General features: G+C 65.1%; 1 protein-coding gene. It reads right to left on the minus strand.

Annotation, left to right across the window (positions count from 1 at the left end; all coding sequences use genetic code 11):
* Positions 1–297 precede the first annotated feature (297 nt).
* Positions 298–19,731 carry a hypothetical protein gene (locus CPH63_RS20775; protein WP_157749693.1) on the minus strand — a complete coding sequence of 6,478 codons (19,434 nt, stop codon included), beginning with the start codon at positions 19,729–19,731 and terminating at the stop codon, positions 298–300.
* Between the last annotated feature and the right edge of the window lie 75 nt (positions 19,732–19,806).

Genomic DNA, 19,806 nt, shown 5'->3' on the forward strand with positions numbered 1-19,806 from the left:
AACACCTCAACCACTGCCGCGACCGCGGTCTGGATGTCAACCGGCCGCCCAGGCGAGCCACGTCCTCGATGATCTCGGCCAGCTCACGCTGGCCATCGAACAGGGCATTGATCTCGCGTCGGATAGGTCGGCGGGAGGGTACTCGTGAAGACACGGGCGCAGCCCGTCCTGTCGCCGAGTTGGTAGGTCTTGAAGGAGCTTACGTCCGTCGTCGTTTACACCACGGCTGGGACGCGACGCCTGACGACCGGCAAGGTAAGCGCAATTCAAACTCCAACACCGTCTACCCCCGTTCCCTCAAGCAATCTGTTGCCAGACGGGCACAGGTACCCGATGGGAGCTGGACGTCCGCGGCCTCACCCGCGGCAGCGCACTGGCGCTCTCTTCCAGTTCGTCGGACCTAGTGCGTGGCCCCTGCGGCATGACGCCGTGGGTGAAGTTGGTCGGTTTGTCTAGTAAAGCGTTGGTGGTTGAGGTACCGGCTGTGGTGGGGTGCAGGGTGCCGTTGACTGTGACGATTTGGGCGTGCGCGTGGGCGAGCGGTAGGTGACGGAAGCGAGCGTCGGCAGGGTCGGGTTCGCGATCGCGCAGGCTGTTGACCCGCACCAATTCGTAGCGGTCGCCCGCGTCGTGGGCCAAGTGCAAGTCTCCGTTGATGTTGATCATCGTGACGGCGTGGCCTGGCCCGGCGGCCCGGGATAGAACAACTCGCGCCATCGACAGGTGCTGAGCTGCCTCGAGGTCCAGCGCGAGTTGGCGCCAGGATCTGATCGGTGTCCAGGGTGCGGTCGAGCCGCCGCGCCGGGTAGTGACCGCTGCATCGTCGCGGGTGGTTGCCGTTTGAACACCACCCGGGTGCAGCGTGTCGAAGATGTAGGCCTGCATGGCCAAGCATCGTTGGTTTGCGAGGTCGTTCTCACGCTGATCGGCGACAGCACGGCTGAGATACTCGCCATGCAGTTGCCGAGCCTCCTCGAACGCATTCCGCACAACGTCTTCGAAACTATGAATGGTCAATGATTGCAGCAGAATCGAGACCGGCGGCGACCCGATCACCAAATGTGGCGCCCGCGCCGAACCAGGTGCCGCTGCGGTCGACGGCTGGGGCCAAGTAGCGCTGGATCTGGCGGGCCGGGAAGGTGACAGTGCGGGGCTCGGAAGCTGGAGGGCAGAGATCTCTACAGTCAGCCGAGGTCCAGTGGACGCCGCCAGGTCGGGTGTCGCCGGGGCCGGCTGGCTCACGGCGTCGTTGCGCTCGACCGCTTGCGGAGCCTCTGTTTGGAGACGCAGCCGGGCCAGACGCTGCCCGTCGGGATCATGGTGACGGACAGCCTTTACCACGCGGGCACCGTCGGTCGCTGAAGTAACGCTCACTATCCATTCGCGGTTCACCCACGCCTGCACGGGCGTAGCCGCTTCGCTGCCGCTTCTCTTCGGCGAGTCCTCATGGAACAGCCGCCACATGCCCCGGTCATCGCTGAGCCTCATCACCTGGACCGCGTCCGGCAGCGCAGGTTCACCTGCGTCAAGGCGGGCGTTGGCGTCGGCCAGGACCAGATCGACGGGTAGCCGATCGAATTGGAAAGCGTCCATTTTATAGGAGAAAAGTTGGAGGATCGGCCGACCCTCGTGATCATCGACGGAGATCAACAGGCGTTTGCCGTCCATCCATGCGAGAACCGGCACATCGGGTAGTCCGAGGTCTATTGAATTCCACCGCGACGTCGGCGCCGGGCGCCAGATTCCATTTCTGTCTGTTCGGTTTGTCAGCGGGATTGCGTGTGGCAGCGGAGGTCGATTGTTCTCAACTTGATGCTGGGCTCTTGCCAGCAGACCGGCGCTCGCCCGGTGTTCCATCAGGCCCTCCGGCGGTACCGGGTTCGGATACAGCTCCACATGGGTTTCACCATCGGCTCCCTCGACGGCAGTGACCATATACCTGCCGTCGAACCAGAGCCGCACCCGGCGCCGAGGCTGATCAGTTGCCGAGGGCTCCCAATCCATGTCCGGGTCTAGGCGCCACTCTCCCTTTTCATTGGTCAGTGTGGACATCTCGATGGAGTTGTCGAATGGCGCACGTCCTTGCCGGACTCGGTCTCGGGCACGATTGAGCCCCGCTCCTTCGTCGTTAAGCGCGCGCCGTAGATCGGGGGAGGGCGAGTAGTCGGTGACGGCGACGTGACTGAGACCTGATGGGTGGGTGTAGGCGTGGGCCAAGTGAGTGCCATCGAGCCAGACCGTGACCAACCGAAGCGCCTGCCCACTTCCCGAGCGCCACTCACGCCCCTTGGAATACAACTGCCAAGTGCCGCCCTCGTCGGTGCGGCGGGTGACTACAAGTGCGTTGGATAGCGCTTCCTCGCCCGCGGCCACTCTCGCCCGCACGACAGCCGTCAACAGTCCATTTCGCTCGACCCCGATGAGGCGCTCGGCATCGGCCAGCCACGCTAGGTCCGCGGTAGCGGTTGCGGTAGTAGCGACAGAAAAGGGGCGCAATCCTTCCTTGACCTGAGCTTCGACGGTCTGCTGATGCCACCACTGCAGCAACGCGACAGGATCGCGATCGAGGCGCAGATTGTCGCTGTCCAGCAGAATGCGGGGAATTACTTTTCCCTGGACCGCAGCAGACGGATCTTGGGGGCGGGGCTCGAGGGGGTCCTGACTGATGTCCGGGTCTTGGTCGAGCGGCGCACGTTGCCCGTGGGGGTCGAAGACCCAGCTGACGTGAGGCGCGCCGGGAGAGGTGCGCCCTCGGGAAACCGTACGGAGGTAAGCGACAGCGACCACCGTCTGGAAGTAGCTGACCGCGGCCGGCAGCGCGCTGCCGTTCTCATCGACCTGGCCGGTCTGGACGCTCATCTGCGTGGCGATGTCATGGAGCAACCGCGCGCTCTGTTCGCCGAGACGTCCCAGACTCTTGACCGCGAGCACCAGTGCGCGGGCTTCCAGACTGGAAATGACCTGCTTCAGCGCCGCACGGTGATGCGCCGGTACCTCACCAACCTGCTCGTGTACCGGCAGGAACCCGAACGTTCCGCTCTCCCAGGCGATCGGCTTGGGTTTTGGCGAGGCCGGCGGCCCCGAGGTGACAGCAGACGCTGGGACAGCGACCGACTCCACTAGCGCATTCGGATTGTCGTACTTGCCGGATCGTAGGGTCACGAACGCCTTGTCCCGTGACTTCATGAACTCGTCGTGCAAGACCGCGCGTTCGACGTGCTGGCGTGCCGCGTCGTCGTTGAGTACCACATGCCGATGCCACAGCCCAGCTGAATTGGCCGACTGACCTATGAGCGCCGCCTCCATTCCTACTGTGGCGATGACAATCGTCTCGAGCGAGGGGACACCACCGGCACCGATGTCCCGATTCGTGCTGGCGATTGCAACTCCGTCGACCGCTACCGAACCGTCCGGCGTGACCGTCGCTGTGGTGATGTGCGTCGGCCACCCGGGCAGTCCGAACGGTCCCACCTCGCCCGGGCCAGGCTGGTACGCCGAGGCTGGGATTGTCGTCATGATGTCAGCGGCCCATCGCAGGCCGAAGAGCCTGAAGAGCTCCACGACCCGGGGTTGCGTGAACTGAACTTGCCCAGCCTCAACTTGGGCCAGTCGTTCCTCCAGATTGATCGTCACCTCCGGCTTGGAAGGGTCGATCCTGATCGACGAGAGGTCCGTGGCTGCCGTCGGGGCGTCGAGGTCGTCGTTGGCCTCCCGCCATACGCGTACGGCCTGCTCCACCTCCTGACCCAAGCCGGAGCGGGTTTCGGTCGGGGCGGGCACCTCGCTGTCTGAGAGTCCATCGGTCGGCGGCCCGAGAAGGTCCTGGACTTCGCTGACCCATACTGCAGACTTGGCTTGCATGTAGGGGTTGCGCTCGTGCGCCGGAAGACTGTCCTGAACAATCAGCGTCTTCAACCGGGCCGCATGCCGGCTCAACCGGCCCAGTTCTGATATCGCTACGTTTGCCTGCAACTTCGTCTGTCGCAGCTGGGTCAGACGCTCTATCCAATCCGGGAGATCTGCTGCCGTTACTCCGGCCGGCAACGGCAGCCGGTCCCCCACAGGACCAAGCGTGGATGATGTCTCCCGAAGTTGGTTCAGCACCTGCTGTGCCCGCCTTCGCAGCTCGACGACGTCCGTCTGGTGGCGCCGGATTCGACCTCGAAGCCACCCACTGGTGTCGCGCCGCTCGAGCGCCCGCACGCGGCGTAGCGCGTTCCTGTGGGCTCCCGAAAGATAGTCCGCACGCTGAACGGTAGTAAGTACAGGGGTGGTATCCCGATCGACCGTAAGAAACAGTCGCAGATGCTCAACCCACAGCAGCATCCGCTGGTACCCGTCCGGATCCATGGGGCTGGTATAGCTCAGAGCGGCCGTGACCCAGGCGGGCCGGAGGGTGTCGTCATGCCGGTACACGTGGATGGTCGCGGCCTGACCGGGGTTACGTTCGAAGGTGATCCAGCCGGGAGTGTGGAACGCAATGGTTACGCCCAGGATGTGCGCGGTGCGGTCGATGACGACGTCGTAGAGATCGCTCTTCCATGTTTGCTCGCTACCGCCGAAGCGGATGGAACGGTCGACTATGGCGGTAGCCGTGACGTCATCAGGAAATGTGCTTCGGTGCGCCGTCAACGCCACTGCCAGGCTGGCATAGAACGCGTCGGGTGCAGCTCCAGCCTGCTGGTCCAGCTGACTGCCCGGCGCGGGAGGAGCAAGGTCATTACGCAGAAGATGCTCGATGTGAGGCAAGAACCAGTCGGCCAGCACGGCACGGACACCGGCGATCGCAACGTGGGTGTCCAGGGTGTCCCCTAGCGACACCCCATGGGCGGACAACACCTGGGCCAGGAACTGAGCAGAGAGCGTCGAGACGAGTGTCTCCGGCCAGCGGTCACCGACACGCTGAACATCGCCGACCAGCAATCCGACTGCCGGCCGAGGCTCGGTCCGCAGCTCAGGAGGTGGAGCAGCCCGCGCACCGCTGACGGTCTGAGGATCGCTGGTCGGAATTGCTGCGGCGCGTGAAGGTCCGGGGGTGGGTTGGGACGCGCCGTGGGTGGGGTTGGTGGGGTGGTCGAGCTGGTTGGTGACGGGGTTGGTGGTATTGGTGACGGGGTGGGAGACGTGGTCTGGGGTGATGATGCGGGCGGATGCGTTGTAGGCGAGAGATAGGTGGGTGAAGCGGTGGTCGTGAAGGTCCGGTTCATTGTCGAGTAGGTCGTTGACTGGGACGTGTTCGGGGTGGGTCCCCCTGTCGTGGATGAGGTGGATGTTGTTGTGGTAGTTGAGTAGGCCGAGTGCGTGGCCTGGGCCGGTGGGTCGTGAGATGAGGACTTCGGCGAGGGAGCCGTGGCCGGCGGCGTGGAGGTTCTTGGCGAGGGCGTGCCAGGACGTGATGGGCGTGGTGCCGTCGCTGGGGCGGGGGGTAAGGGCGGTGTCGTCGCGGGTGATGAGGGTGCGGACACCGTCGGGGTGCAGGTGGTTGGTGATGTTGGCGAGCATCGCCAGGCAGCGTTGAGCGTCGGGGTCTTTCTCTTTCTGATATTCGGCAGGGAGTTGCAGGTACTGCCTATGTTGATTCACGGCTCGTTCAAACGCGGAGTTCACGATCCGGGTTAACTCCGCCGCCCCTGCTGCCTCATCCACTGGTTCCGGTGTCTGCTCTGGGTTTGCGAGACGGCGGCGTTTCGGTGCCGGTGCGCGCGTGTCGGAGTCAGACTCCGACCCGGAGTCAGACTCTGCCCCAAGGTCAGACTCTGAGTCTGGGCCTGTGCTCGTGTTGGTGGCGAGCCAGGCGGCGTGGTGGGTGTTGGTGATGGTGTCGTGGACGATCCGGATGTGGTTGTGGGCGCCGGGATTGAGGGTGCTGAGCTCACTCAGGTCAGTGTCGCTGTCACCGTCGTTGATGGTGTCTCTGTGGCCCTCACCGATGGCGCCGGTGGTGGTGTAGGTGTCGGTGTTGAGGTCGAGCAGGTAGGCCAGCAGTGGCGGGAGAATCTGTTCGTGGTCGGCTGACCACCCAGGCCCACGAAGGCGGGTGAGTAGGGCGGCCGGATCCGGAGAGGAGAGGTAGTGCTCGTACACCGGTTTTAGGAGAGGGGTGAGGGTGAGCTGGGCGTGGTCGAGGGCGGGGGTGACGGTCATCAGCTGGTCAGCGGCCCAGGCCCGGATCGCGCCGACTCTGGAGCGGTCGATGCCGTGAGCGTCGAGGAACTGCGGGGTGAGCAGCCTGGTAATCGCCTGGTCCCACTCGTAGCCTTCCACCACGGAGAGGTATACAGCCAGTTCGTCACCGGCCAGGACGGTACGGGTCGGGGTGAACCCCGACGCTGGTTCGCCGAGGACGGTTAGGCGGTGATCGATCGCGTGGGGGTAGCCGGCGAGCACCTCGATCTCCTCCGCGGTGACCCGTTGCGACGGGTGGTTCTTAATCCACGGCCCGTTCGGGTCACGCCGATCAGGCATACGAATCTGTACCGATCCATCCGGCCACGCCGACACCAGCACGGTGTCGCCCTCGCTCACGTCACCGTCGCCCAACCCAAAGACCCGCGTCCCGACCACCACACTCACACCCGCAGCCCCAAGACGCTCCACAGTCACTGGGACACTCACCGCCCCGACCAATGGCAGCCCACTAGCCTTGAGCGAGCCGCCACCCATCATCGCCGGGTCCGGGCCCACATTTGGGCCATCACCCACCTCCGCATCACCCACCTCAGCATCACCCACCACAGTGACGTCACCGACGGCCGCAGGCCGACCTTCGGACAACGCCGGCGACAGCTGGTCAATGACCTCTGGGTGCCCCCGCAGCACCTCGATGAAGTCCACCCGCGCCTGTGACAGCACCCGCCACGCGGCGTCGGACGCACTGCGCACCGATACAACACCGGACGCGGAAACGGACAACATCACCGCGTCACCGTGCTCATAGACCAAGCCGAGCTCCGTGAGAGGGACGCTTCGCGACTTCCCGCCGGCAGAGAACGTGACCCGAAGCTTCTTGCCGTACTTGGTGGTCAGCTGAGTCACGTTCACGGCAAGTGACACGCTGTTGGCGGGCGCCAGCGAGTAGTCATTCATTGCCAGACGAGATTTCGCGAGCTGGGTAAGGGAACGGCGCCCAAGGAGATTACGTAAGGCCGCAATGGCCATACTTGAGTAGGAGACCCGAGTTGCTGACGCCGACCAGGGTGTCTTGGCTCCAGGTGCGCTGAAGAACCTGACAGCGCCCGCGTCGGGGCCATCGGCGGTGACCTCGACCAGTATCAGCACGCCGGCGAACGCCGCTCCGAAAGTCGGCTCTCGCGAGCCGGAGGACGAGCCGGCCTGGAACTGAGCGTCCGAATCGAGGGTGTGCTCGAACACGACGTGACTGCGATCGCGGCGCGGCTGCTCAGCGGCCTCTCCTACCTGAACGGTCGCCAGCTTGGGCACGGTTACCTCGCCCGCCGGGTCGAGACGGACCTCCCGGGCGCGAATCGGTCGCACCGGTCGGTTGCGATACGGTCGGTTCTGCCCGTCGGGTGCCGTCGGCTGGAAAGCCGCGGCGGGGGTAGGGTCGTGGACTCCCTGGCCGTTCTTGATGGAATCTCGCGCAGCGTCGTCCAAGTAGTCCGGTGTGCTGTCGGATACGAATACGCGCCCATTGGCGTCCCGGGCGACGATGCGGACAGCGGTTCGGCCTGGAAAGTTGGTGACGAAGACATGCCCGGACTTCGGCCCATCCCGGCCACCCGGCGCTGCCCGAGAGCGGCTATCGCCCAGAAAATAGACAGCAGTCGTCCCAATGAGCCGAATCGGTTGGGCCATCGTCTGACCGCCAGCGGGCCCTAGCCGGGGATCGCTTTCGGCAAGTCGTTGTCCCGCGTATCGTTCTGCCTCCTGCTTGACCTTGTTCCGCTCAGCGGGGCTCAGCGAAGGGGCTTTCAGGTGCGGAGTGTTCAGCGGATCCTGCAGGTCGAGCGACCAGGTGGGCGTAGCGTCGCGGTCGTAGAGACGGGTCTCGCCAGTGGCCACGGAGACCCACAGCCAGACCCTTCCCGATACATTGTCCAGTGCCGAGAAGGAGACGGAGTGGCCAGCACCGACACTGACGTCCCGCTCCTTACTGACGGGTCGTGGTATCAGGTAGTGCTCGGCGCTGTCGATCGGGGCCAGTCGGTCACCGAAGCGCGCGCCGGATGGGACCACCACACCATCCACCATCCACCGGCCGCCACCGATGTCGCGAGTTCGCGCGGCAGTGAGTTGACCCTGGGTACGCCCCGACACCTTGTCGATGCCGGCGAGGGTGCCGCCTACGCCGTCACGAAACCATTTCAGCTGGATGTCGGGATGCGTCAATTTTCGGCTGGTCGACCACGGTGTTGTCGCGAGTTCAAGCCTTGGGTTGACATTGAGCTCGCGGATTCGGATATGCGCCTCGCCAGGTGTCATGGTTACCGCAACGTAGTCGCCGGGCTGACGGTCGGCGAAGTTGAAGTGCTGCTCGTATGCCTTCTCCTCAGGCCTCATGCCGATTCTCATCGCGGCGCCAACCCCGCTACTTCTGGTCAGGCGGACGACAGCGGTGTACGCGTTTTCGGGAGCGATGTCGCGATCGGAGCGGATCGCCTCGCGCAGGCGATATAGCTCGGCCAACCCGCCTGCCTTGACGGTCCCGTCTTCCGCAACATCCGTAGTGAGTGCGGTGATCGTGGCCGGGTCGATCGGGTGATCCAGCGGAATCGTCCAGATCGGCTCGATGCCCTGGTCGACACCGTTGAAGATGATGATTCCGTGGGTCTCTGGGTCGATCTTGGCGCGGACGCGTTTGCCCTCCCAGCCGGGCTTGCCGAACAACTGAGCAAAGCGGCGCCGCCCCGGCAGATGGATCCACCCACGCTCACGGATCGTGAGTTCGATGGTGGGATGGGCGTCGTTCAATGCGATGGGGCTCGGCGTCGTGTTCAACGGTCGGTGTGCGGTGGCCAGTGAGTCAGGCACCGACCAGGCAGCCTGAAAGCGACGACCGCCCCGGTCGAGGATGTGCACAGTTGGGGCACCGGGCAGATCTAGGTTCTCGTCCACGATCAGGAGTTCGTTCTCGTCGATATCGAAGACATAGGTATTGATCCCGAGAACGCGTGCGGCCCGCGTGATGAATAAGACGTCGGCGACCACGTCCTCGCCGTCCGCGCGAATCGCTGCGGACGGGTCGATGATCTCGTGATCACCCACCCTCACGCTCGTCGTGGTGGCAGCGGCGGCGACGTGTTCACGGAGACCGGTGGCGATGGCTGCGCGGGTTCCGTCTCCCGTCAGCACTCCTCGTGCCTGCAGCCAGTGCACATTCAGGAGGTCAGCGAACACGCTGGCCGGATCTGCGGGCCCCTCGTGGTTATGCGTGACATATCGGCTACCGCCGCCTGGAGTCAGATCCGCAGTGGTCGCCTCAACCGGAACGCTGTTCAGCGGACTGCGGTCGATCACATCACTGTGGGTTGTCAGCCAGGTCTTCTCTTCGTCATTGAGGGTGCTGGTCTTGACGATGTCGCTGCCCTTGAAATCGGTAACGGGCGTGCCGTCACTAGTGAGGAATCGGATGCTCACCGTGTCCTCACCCGCACGGAGGCTCACGGCCGCCGCGTCCCACGCCAGGTCAGTCACCGGCCGGAGGTTCAGCGGGCGATTGCCGGCACCAAGACGCAGTGTCTTGGTATTAGGCCGCGGCAGTATCAGGGTGTGCGCGCCAGGCAAAGCCAGGCTGTCATCGGTGAGGGCCCGGTCCCGCAGCGACTCGACGCGGCGGTCGACCAGCCAGATTGACCAGAGCGGTTCGCCGTTGCCCCACGCCCCCATTCTCGGGTCGTGAGGGTCGCCGGTGCTGTAGCCGACGACACTGCCGTCGGGACGGGTCTGCAACTGAAGCCCGCTGATCTGCGAATCGCTGATTCGCACTGTTTGTTGCCCGTCGATGGTCACGGGCAGACCAGTCGATATGTCGGTGAGCACGCCCTCCGAGTCCGGCTTCGCGTAGACGGTGGGATGCTCGCTGGTCGACAACATCGGCGTGAAATCGGCCGATGCTGCTTTCGGTCTGACCGGTGCAGTGACGTGGTTGCCGATCGCGTTCACGTCACGGCGCAGGAAATCGACCTGCCGGGAGCCGACGCCCTGCGTAGGAACCCACGTGGAGGCCCCGATCAAGTCAGTGTCGCCGACGGTCGCCTTACGCGCCTGGGTGGTTCCGTCTGCGGCGTCCACTGCCAGTATCACCGTGTCACCCACGCTGAACCGACCGTCGCCGACCGTACCGATCCGCACCGTGTCCAGGCCGCCGTCGATTCCGAAGCCCATACTGAGGTCCAAGACGAGGTCTGGACCGTCGGCGCGTACTGTCCGGGCCACGCTCAGATGCCCGCTCGGTGTCCAGGACTCGTCGCCGGAGTCAAGCCGGTTCTGTGCGAGTTCGATCGCTTCGATACGCGCCCGTCGACCTCTGACATCAACGAGATCAGCATCCGAGACCCGGACATTCACCGATGGGACCGCCCACAGCGGGATTCCGGTCGCCGGGTCGTCGTGCTCACTGAACACCACCACCATCCGCTCAGCCGACATCAACTGCAGCCGTACCGAGGAGTGGCTGAACTCCCGGCCGAGCAGGATGCGCCCCTGTACGCCAGGGTCACCGAGGCGACGACCCACCGCAACATATCCGTCGTGATCGACGGTCGCGTTGATCACCGGACCCATATGTGGGTCCAAACGCACCGCCTCCTCATGAGCCCCAGTTGGCCTGCTCGCGCCCGCCACTGCCGGGGAAGACTCCGGGTTGGCACCAGCAATAACCTCGTGGCCGTGCCCGGCGCCGCGGCCACGTCCCGGGACGCGTCGCCCAGCGCTAGCACGAGTCGCTCCGGCGCCCCTACCCCGTCGAGCGCGCTCGCTCGTACCATCCCGGCCACCACCGTTCGGGCGGTCTGCGCTACTGGCGTTGTCAGCGAGGTGTCGGAATCCGATGACAGTGGGGACGTGGTTTGCCCATGTTTTCCAGGCGTGTTCGGCGGCGGCTTCTCCGTTCACCGATATGTTCGGGTCAAAGGTGGCGACGTCGACTGGGAGGATCGGTCCAACCAGTTCGGGTGTTGGGTCATCGCCGTTCTCGGGTAGTGCGCGGGCCCAGTTGCTAGGTATGTCGGCGGCGGGCAGGACGTGGCCGGTGTCGGTGGTCCTGGTCCCGGCGGCGAGGCCCTGTAGCTGCTGAGGGCCTTTGACGGTGAAGGCCCAGACCTTTCCTTCGGGCGCGGCGGCGACCCGATCCAGCAATCTTGCTACGGGTTTCGTCAGGGGGGCGGTCTCGCACGCCAGTAGCACCACCGGCCGGGAAGCACGCGGGTCAGCTCTCTGCACCAGCGCGACGATCTCGTCAGTGCCTAAGACGGTGTCGCCGTCCAGACGGATTCCGCCGCGAGTGCCGATACCGACGATCGTGAACTCATCGGCGCCCATATCTACGCGAGCCCGGGTGTAGACCCGAGCTAGATCGGTCAGAGACTGGTCATGGTTGGCGCCGACGACGAGAGTGCGCCCACCGTCGACCAGTCGTAGGCCGCCGCTGCGGATCAGAGCGCGGAAGCGCTCGGCGGTTATCTTCAGCGGCGGGCGCCGCTCGGCCACCGAGCCACCATGTGAACGGGCTGCGCCCCTTGGCTCATCCTTTCCTACCCGGCGGCGTTTCGGTGCGGGTGCCGCGGAAGAAGTACCGGCTGGTCGATGGCCGGGTTGTGGTGCGGATGGTCCGCCCGCGACCAGCGGGTTGGCGTCTACTGTCAGGGTAGCGACAGCGGTTGTGTCGGCTAGCCAAGCTGCATAGTGCTTGGTGTTGTCGGCGACGATCCGGATGTGGTGGTGTCCGTGACCGTTGAGGATGCTGACGTCTGAGTTGGTGGCGGAGATGTCGAAGGTGTCGATGCGCAGGTCGAGCAGATACGCGGCCAGCGCCGGCAGGACGATCGCATGATCCTGAGTCCACCCTCCACTGCTTAGCTTTGCAGGCAGTGCGATCGGATCGGGGTGCGTGAGGTAGTGCTCGTAGACCGCTTTGAGTACGTTCCCACGGGGGTCGATGCGCAGTTCGTCGATGGCCCGCATCAGCGGCAGAAAACGTTGGCTCAGTGCGGCACGGAGAGCGGACTGGCCACCGGCGACGATGTCGATGCCGTGGGCGAAGAGGAACTCGACAGTAAGGGCACGGGTCATCGCCTCGTCCCACCGGAACGTTCGCCGACCTGTCCGGTATACGTCCAGTACCGTACCAGCGAAATCCATCCGGGTCGCGTGCGCCCGTTGCGGCCGAGCGGCGAGCGCGGGGGGGCGTCGCAGGTCGATGGCACCCTCGCGGGTGGCGGACAGTACCTCGACTCGGTTCGGCTCGACTCGCGCAGCGGACCGGTCGATCCGCCAGAGCCCGTACGGGTTCGCGGGGTTAGGCGTGCGGACTTCGATCGTGCCGTCACCGTGCACCGACATCAACCCAGCGCGACCCACGGCCGCATGGATCATGTCCACGAACACACCGTCAATAAGCGCACCAACACCAACACCGACGCCGGTGGGACCGGCGGCTTCAGCGGTGACTGGGAAGCTGACCGCCCCCAGCGGCGCCAACACCCGCACCGCCGTAGCCCCGGTCACCTCGGCTAGGGCGACGTCGGCAGCGGCAGCGGCGGCGACGGCGTCGAACCCCCGAGCCCCGGTGGCCAATAGGCCCACCCCCGACGGGAACACCGCAGCACGGCGACTGCGTTCGAGGATCTCTTTGGCGGCATGGGTCATCTGCACTGCGGTCGAGTTCGCCGCGGCCGCAGCCAACGTGATGTCCCTGGTACCGGGGCCGGACCAGTACGGTCGGCCGGTGGCAGGGTTATCGTCGGCACTGAAATAGGTGACCGCGCCGTTGTCGTTCGGTTCGCCATGATGGACGGGTTCGCTGATATTGACTTGCACCCGTATCACGGTGTGGGCGAACGCCGGGCCGAAGGAGTCCGTCGCAACGCCCGCCGGGTTGACGAACCGGCCGTGCTCGTCCAGGGTTTGCTCGAACACGAGATGCTTGCCGTCACCCACCGGCGACTCAACCCCGGACGCGGTCTTTACTACACTCAACATCGGCAAGATCGCCGGCGGATGCGGGATGCGTTTAGGCCGGTCCGGTGCGGTTTTGGTCAAGTCGGCGCCACCGGTGCGGTCGATCCGATCCGGGTGGGTCGCGATCCGTCGGCGCTGCTCAAAACTCTCGCCGACCACCGGGTCGGTGGCGACGAAGGATCTCCCGCCGTCATCGCGTCCCACGAGACGGATAGTGGTCTGGTCAGGAAAGGTCGTTACTGACACGACGCCTGTCCCCTGAGGGTCGCTCCCTCCGGGTGCCGGTCGCAATGGATCGTCGTCGGTAAGGGAGAAGCGCCCAACCCCGTCGACGGTGACCACCGGCCGCATAACCGTCCAGCCTCCGTTAGGAGCAAATCGCGGATCATTCAATGCTGCCTGGTGCCCAATGCCGCCTCCGACCCTGTCGATGGCCGCCAAGGACAACAGGTACCCCTTCCGTATCCAGGTCTGTTGCCCCACCGGATCGCTCAAGTGATCGTGCGACCTCCACGCAGCAGAGACTCCCGTCACCACACCCGCGTCGTCCTCTTGCACGTCTAGCCCCGTGAAAGTGACCACCGAGCTGCCCGGGGCCACGCTCACCACCACGTACTGCCCGACCTCGCGCCCTGGGAAGGAATACCTCTGAATACGGCCGCTTTGACCGCCAAGACCGATCCGAGGTGGATCGTCGCGCTCACCGTCGAGACGGGCGACGGCGGTGTAGGCACCTGGCGGCGACAGCACTCGGTCAGCAACGAGTAACTCGCGGATACCCATTGGCCGCAAGTCGACCTTCTGTAGCTCAGCGAGTAGGTGTGCGGTGATCGGACGATCCAATGGCACCGTCCAGACCGGATCGTGCCCCTGGTCGATGCCGTTGAACACCACCACACCGTGCGTTGCCGGATTGACCTGCAACCGCACCCTCTTTCCTACCCAACTCTCGGGCACATCCAGCTGGGCGAACCCTTGGACCGCGAGTATGTGGATCCAGCCACGCTTGCCGATCGTGACCTCGATGGTCGGGTGGACCTTCGAGAGATGCACCAGTCCAGCCGACGCGCCTGTCGGCCGCTGACCACCAACCGAATCCGTCGTGGTCGCTGCCGAATCCACCTCACTGCGGTCGATCACATCGTCGTGGTCGATCAACCATTCTCTCTGCTCAGCATTGAAGGTGCTTGATTTGACGATCTCGGTGCCGTCAGCTCCCGTCACGATCTGGCCGGCATCGTCGCCGAGTCGGAAGCGGATGGTGACAGTTGATTGCCCGAACGGAAGCGTGACGATGGCGAAGTCCCAGGCCTCTGCATCGACCACGAATCGATGCCGTGGCCCACCCGGCGCCGTCAACGTCAGATGGGAATCGTCACCAACCCTCGGGATTATGAGGGTGTGAGCCCCGGGTCGAGCCAGCGTGTCATCGAATGGGGCTCGTTCCTTTAAGGCCGCCAGACGGTTGTCGACCAGCCACATCGACCAGTGGGGATCATCGTTGGCCCAGCGGTTCCTGCTATAGCCGACGACGCTGCCGTCCGGGCGATTCTGGATCTCAAGGAGAAATGCCTTCGGCCCAAACGGCACGGATTCGGACCGGTCGCGCACGTGAACTCTGCCGTCTGCGCCGGAGACCTCCTCATAGATCGGGTAACGTGCAATATCCGCCGTCGGGATGACACGAGTCGATGCTTTGGTTGGTTTGGAATTCGTGGCTGCGGCCCGGTTCGCGATGGCGCTTCCGTTTCCTCGCAGGAAACTGACCTCGCGTTGTCCGACGGCAGCAGCCTTCTGCCAGGTCGCAACGTCATCAAGGCGGCGGACTTGGGCGACCCCCGTGGTGACCTCCACCGCCAGTAGGGCCTCGTCGCCAGCCCGAAAGGATCCAGCGACGCCACCGGTTTCGTCGTGCTGGACCGACCCGATCCGCACCGGGCTTTCGCCCAGGTTCACGACCAGCTCGTCCCCGCGTGTCCGTACTATCCTGGCGATAGCCAGATGCCCGAACGGGATTACCTCATCATCATCATCGTCGAGCTGGGACCGGGCCATGGCCGCCACGCGATCATCCCGCACCTGATGTCGTGTGTCTGCGATCATCGTGGCCGTCACCCTGATATTGCCTGAGGGATGTGACCACTCCGGCAAGCCGCTGCTATCGACGCGGTCGCGAGCACTGAACAACGTGATCGTATTGTCGGCCGAATTTAGCTGGAGGCGCATCGGCATCCTCGCGAACGGTTTTCCCACTTGGAGACGGCCGACGACGTCTTCGTCGCCGAAGCGATGGCCGAAGACCAGTACCCCGTTGCCGTCCGTTGCCGCAGTAATGACAGGGTTCGTCTCGCGATCAGGGTGGATCGACAGCGTCTGGTCGTGCGCACCATCCGGTCCACCAATAGGCCGGGTCGTGCCACCCATCTGAACGCCACCGACCGATTGGTGTGAGGATGGTCCGATCGTGGTCGCCGCCGACGCGGCCTCGCCGGACCGGTTGACGACGTCACGGTGGGTGGTCAGCCATACCTTCTGGTCCTCATTGAAGGTGCTCCGTTTGACAAGCTCGCGGCGATCCGCGCCGATCACGGGTACCTCTGCGCCGTCGCCCGTCCGAAAGCGGACCGTGGCCTGCAACGTGTTCACTGGAAGTGTCACCAAGGCAAAATCCCAGCCGCCCACAGGAATGTCCATCAGCTGGAGTCCGCGTTGCTCGGCGCCGGGCGCGGCCAACGTCAACCTGCGACCATCACCGACCCTGCTGATGATGAGGGTATGGGCTCCGAGTGGAGCGAGTGTGTTGTCGGTGGAGGCCTGCGTCAGCAACGTCTGAAGGCGGTTGTCGATCAGCCACATCGACCAGTGCGGGTCGCCGTTGGCCCAGCCGTCTTCGCTGTAGCCGACGACGCTGCCGTCCGGACGTGTCTGAGCCCGAACCGGTCGGTTCGCCCGTCCCAATGGTATCGGGGTCGGGTAGCCAGGAACCTTGAGCGCGCCGCCGGAGTCGGTGACCAGCGACTGAATCGGGTGGTGCTGGCCGTCCAGCATCGGGATGACATGGGTGGATGCCTTCGGCGGTCGGGACGGCACCGTCGCTGGACGGTTCGCGATGGCATCTGGGCGCTCACTCAAGAATTTGACGACCTGCTGTCCCACACCGGCGCCTGGGTACCAGACCGCACCTTCATCGATGCGGCGAACCTGGGTGGTTCCCCGGGCAGTGTGCACCGCCAGCAGCACGATGTCGCCAGCCCCAGGACGGTCACCCGCGTCGACCGTTTGACCGTCGTTGACCCGTCCGATCCGCACTGTGTGGCCACCCAGATCCACCACGAGCTCGTCCCCTCGTGTTCGGACGACCCGGGCGATAGCCCGGTGCCCGATCGGGGTAACCGTGTCATCGTTATCCGCGAAGCGTGATCGGGCCATGCCCGCCTCGAAATCGTCTCGTACTCGGTTCCGATCCCGGGCCAGAGCAAAGTCCATCTGCGTGGCCCGAATTCCAACCGCTGAGCGCGACCACTCCGGTAGACCGCTTCCGTCGGTGCGATCGTTGAGGCTGAACAGGGTAATCGTCTTAGCCCCCGCGTTCAACTGCACCCGCACCGGCGTCCTCGCGAAGTGCGCACCCAGCTCAACCCGCCCGACGACTCGATGATCGCCTCGGGAAGCGGTTCCGTAGTGCAGCGTGCCGTTGGCGTCCGTCGTAGCGACAATGACCGGGTTTCTTGATACATCAGGCTTCATCGCCATGGTTCGCTCGTGGGCGCCATCCGGCCTTCGCGGCGCTTCCGCACCGTCTCTCGTACCCACTCTCGCACTGGACTCGCCCCCCGTGTTCAGCACGGTGTTGTTGCTGCGGCTGGGGTTGTTGGCGGGGTCGGCGAGGTGTCGGAGTCCGGTGGTGGTGTGGATGTGGGGGGCCCAGGTGTTCCAGTTGTGGTCGGCGGTGGGGTGTCCGTGGGTGGTTTTTCGGGGGTTGTGGGTGGTGATGTGGGTGGGGAGGAGGGGGCCGAGGGTGTCGGTTCGTGGGGTGCGGAGGGTGCGGTGGACGGCGCGGTTCCAGGTGCCGGGTTCGGCGACGGTCCCAATCCCGATCCCGGTGGGGGTAGTGGTGGGTGTGGTGGTGGGGGTGGTGGTGGGGAGGAGGTGTCCGGTGGGGGTGGTGTGGAGGGTGGCGGCGAGGCCTTGGAGTTGTTCGGGGCCTTCGCCGGTGAAGGCCCAGACTTGGCCGTGGGGGGCGGCGGTGGTGCGGCGTAGGGATTGGGTGAGGGGTTCGGCCAGGTGCGCGGTGTCGCAGGCCAGTAGCACGATCGGGAGGGTGGTGGGGTTGATGTGGGTGATCAACGCGGCGAGGTGGGGTGCGGTGAGGATGGTGTCGTTGTCCAGTCGGATCCCGCCGTGGGCGCCGATACCGACGACGGTGAACTCCTCAGCGCCCATCCGGGTCCGGTCCTCGGTGTGCGCGTCGGCCACCTCGATCAGGGACGGGTCGTGCCTGGCCCCGACGACCAGGGTCCGCCCACCCCCGACGATTTGTAGGTCACCGCTTTGCAACAACCCACGGATACCGGCCCGCACCGACGCCGTATCCCCGACCAACACCCCCGCCCGCCCCGACCCCACATGACCCGGATTGATATGCCCCGGATTGTGGGGTGAGGGCCCCGCATGACCCGGCCCAGCATGACCCGACCCCACATGACCCGGCCCCGCATGACCTGGCCCAGCATGTCCCGGCCCCGCATGTCCCGGCCCAGCATGTCCCGGCCCAGCATGACCCGGGTTGTGGGGTGCGGGGTTGGTGTGGGGTGGTGGTGCGTCTGACCGCGGGGTCGTCGTCAGTGGTGGGCCTGCTGGTGGTGTCGTGTTTGTCGTGGTGGTGGTGGTGTCGGGGGTGGTGGGTCGGGAGGTGTAGGCGGGGGGTGGGGTGCTGGCCCGGCTCGACGGGCCGCTTCCCGGCCCGGTGACCGCATCCGGGGCGACCGGGCCCGGGGTGACCTCATCCGCGGGAACGGGTGTGGGGGTGGTGGGTCGGGTGGTGTAGTCGGGGGGCAGGGTGCTGGCCCGGCTCAGGCTCGGCTCCCCACCGAGGGTGGTGGTGGGGTCGGGTTCGATGCCGGGGTTGGTGTTGGTGATGGTGGCGTTGGGCAGGGCGGTGCTGCTGGTGACCAGACTGCCGGTCACACCACCACCAGTCACACCGTTGCCAGGGGAAGTGCCGGTGCCGGTGGTGTCGTGTCCGTGTCTGTGTCCGTGTCCGGTGGTGGCGTCGATGAGAGTGGGGTGGGGTAGGAGCAGCCCGTGGGTGTGGAGGTGGTGCAGCAGAGATTCGGAGGTGAGACCGGCTAACGCACCGAACCCGCCGGAAGTGAAGTCGTAGCCGTTGGCCTGAGGCTGCCCGGTAGCGATGGTGGCACCGAGACCGGTGAGGAACTCATGCACCCCTTCCGCGACGAAACGGTAAACCGCGGCCCGTAACCCGGCCGAGACCGCCCCCCCACCATGAAACAGAATCCCCTCCGCGATCTGGGCCGCGGCCTGCTTCACACCGGCCACATCAAAACGAGCCGGGACCGGCACCCCGGCCATCACCTTCGCCACCACCCCATCCACCTGCCCCACCCCCAACCCCGCCCCCTCCTGCGAGACGGGCAACCCCGCCTTCTGCGAACCAGGCAACCCAGCCTCCTGCGAGACGACAGCGGGAGAGGTGAGATCCTTCTCCAACAACTCCTTCTCCGGCAACACCTCCGGCAACTTCTCCGGCAACTCCTTCTCCGGCAATGTGTGGGGCAGTGTCTCCGGCAGTGTCTCCGGCAACACCTTCTCCGGCAGTGTGTCGGGTAGGTGGGGGTGGAGGTGGGGGGCGTGGTCGGTGTCGGCGAGGTAGGTGCGTAACAGCGCCGCGATTCTGTGGCCGAGTTTCTCCCACATCTTCTCCAACGGCAGGTGCAGCAACCCCCCGACCGTGCCGACCACCACCGCCATCACGGTGGACTGGTTGTTCCAGTGGGTGCGGTGATCAGCGAACTGGATCACCTGCACCAACGCGTCGAGACTGTTCTGCAACGCGATCCCCGTCACCACCGCCGTCGCGATATGACCAGCAGTGGAGACCAACAACTCCCGCAGCGTCTGCCCAGCCGCTTCCTTCGCCAACGTGATGATCGCCGCCGCCACATCAAGACCGATCAACCACGCCCACGTCAACGCCCACGCGATCGTGCTGATCAACAACAAGATCTCCATGATCGAAATCAACTTGACGTACTGCACCTGCAACCCGGTGTCCAACGTCAAATCCGCTAACCCGACCAACCCATCCGACAACAACGGCAGATACGCCTGATCACCCTGCACATACTGCGCTAACGCAACCCCCAACCGCCGCTGCGCCTGACCCGACCACGACGCATTAATCCGCGCCACCGCCGCCCGGATCTGCGGCGCCGCCGCCAACACATCCCCCGAACCCGCACGCAACCCATCCGCCCACCCAAACAACAACTGCTCATTACCCGCCGGCCACTGCTCACCGGTCAACACCAAAAACAACCCACGCCACGCCGGCGGCACCACCAACTCATCCACACCCACCACCCCCAACCCACACCCACACCCACACCCACACCCAACAAACCCACTCCCCACACCCACGCCCAACAC

The organism is Jatrophihabitans sp. GAS493 (genome assembly GCF_900230215.1).
Taxonomy (GTDB): Bacteria; Actinomycetota; Actinomycetes; order Mycobacteriales; family Jatrophihabitantaceae; genus MT45.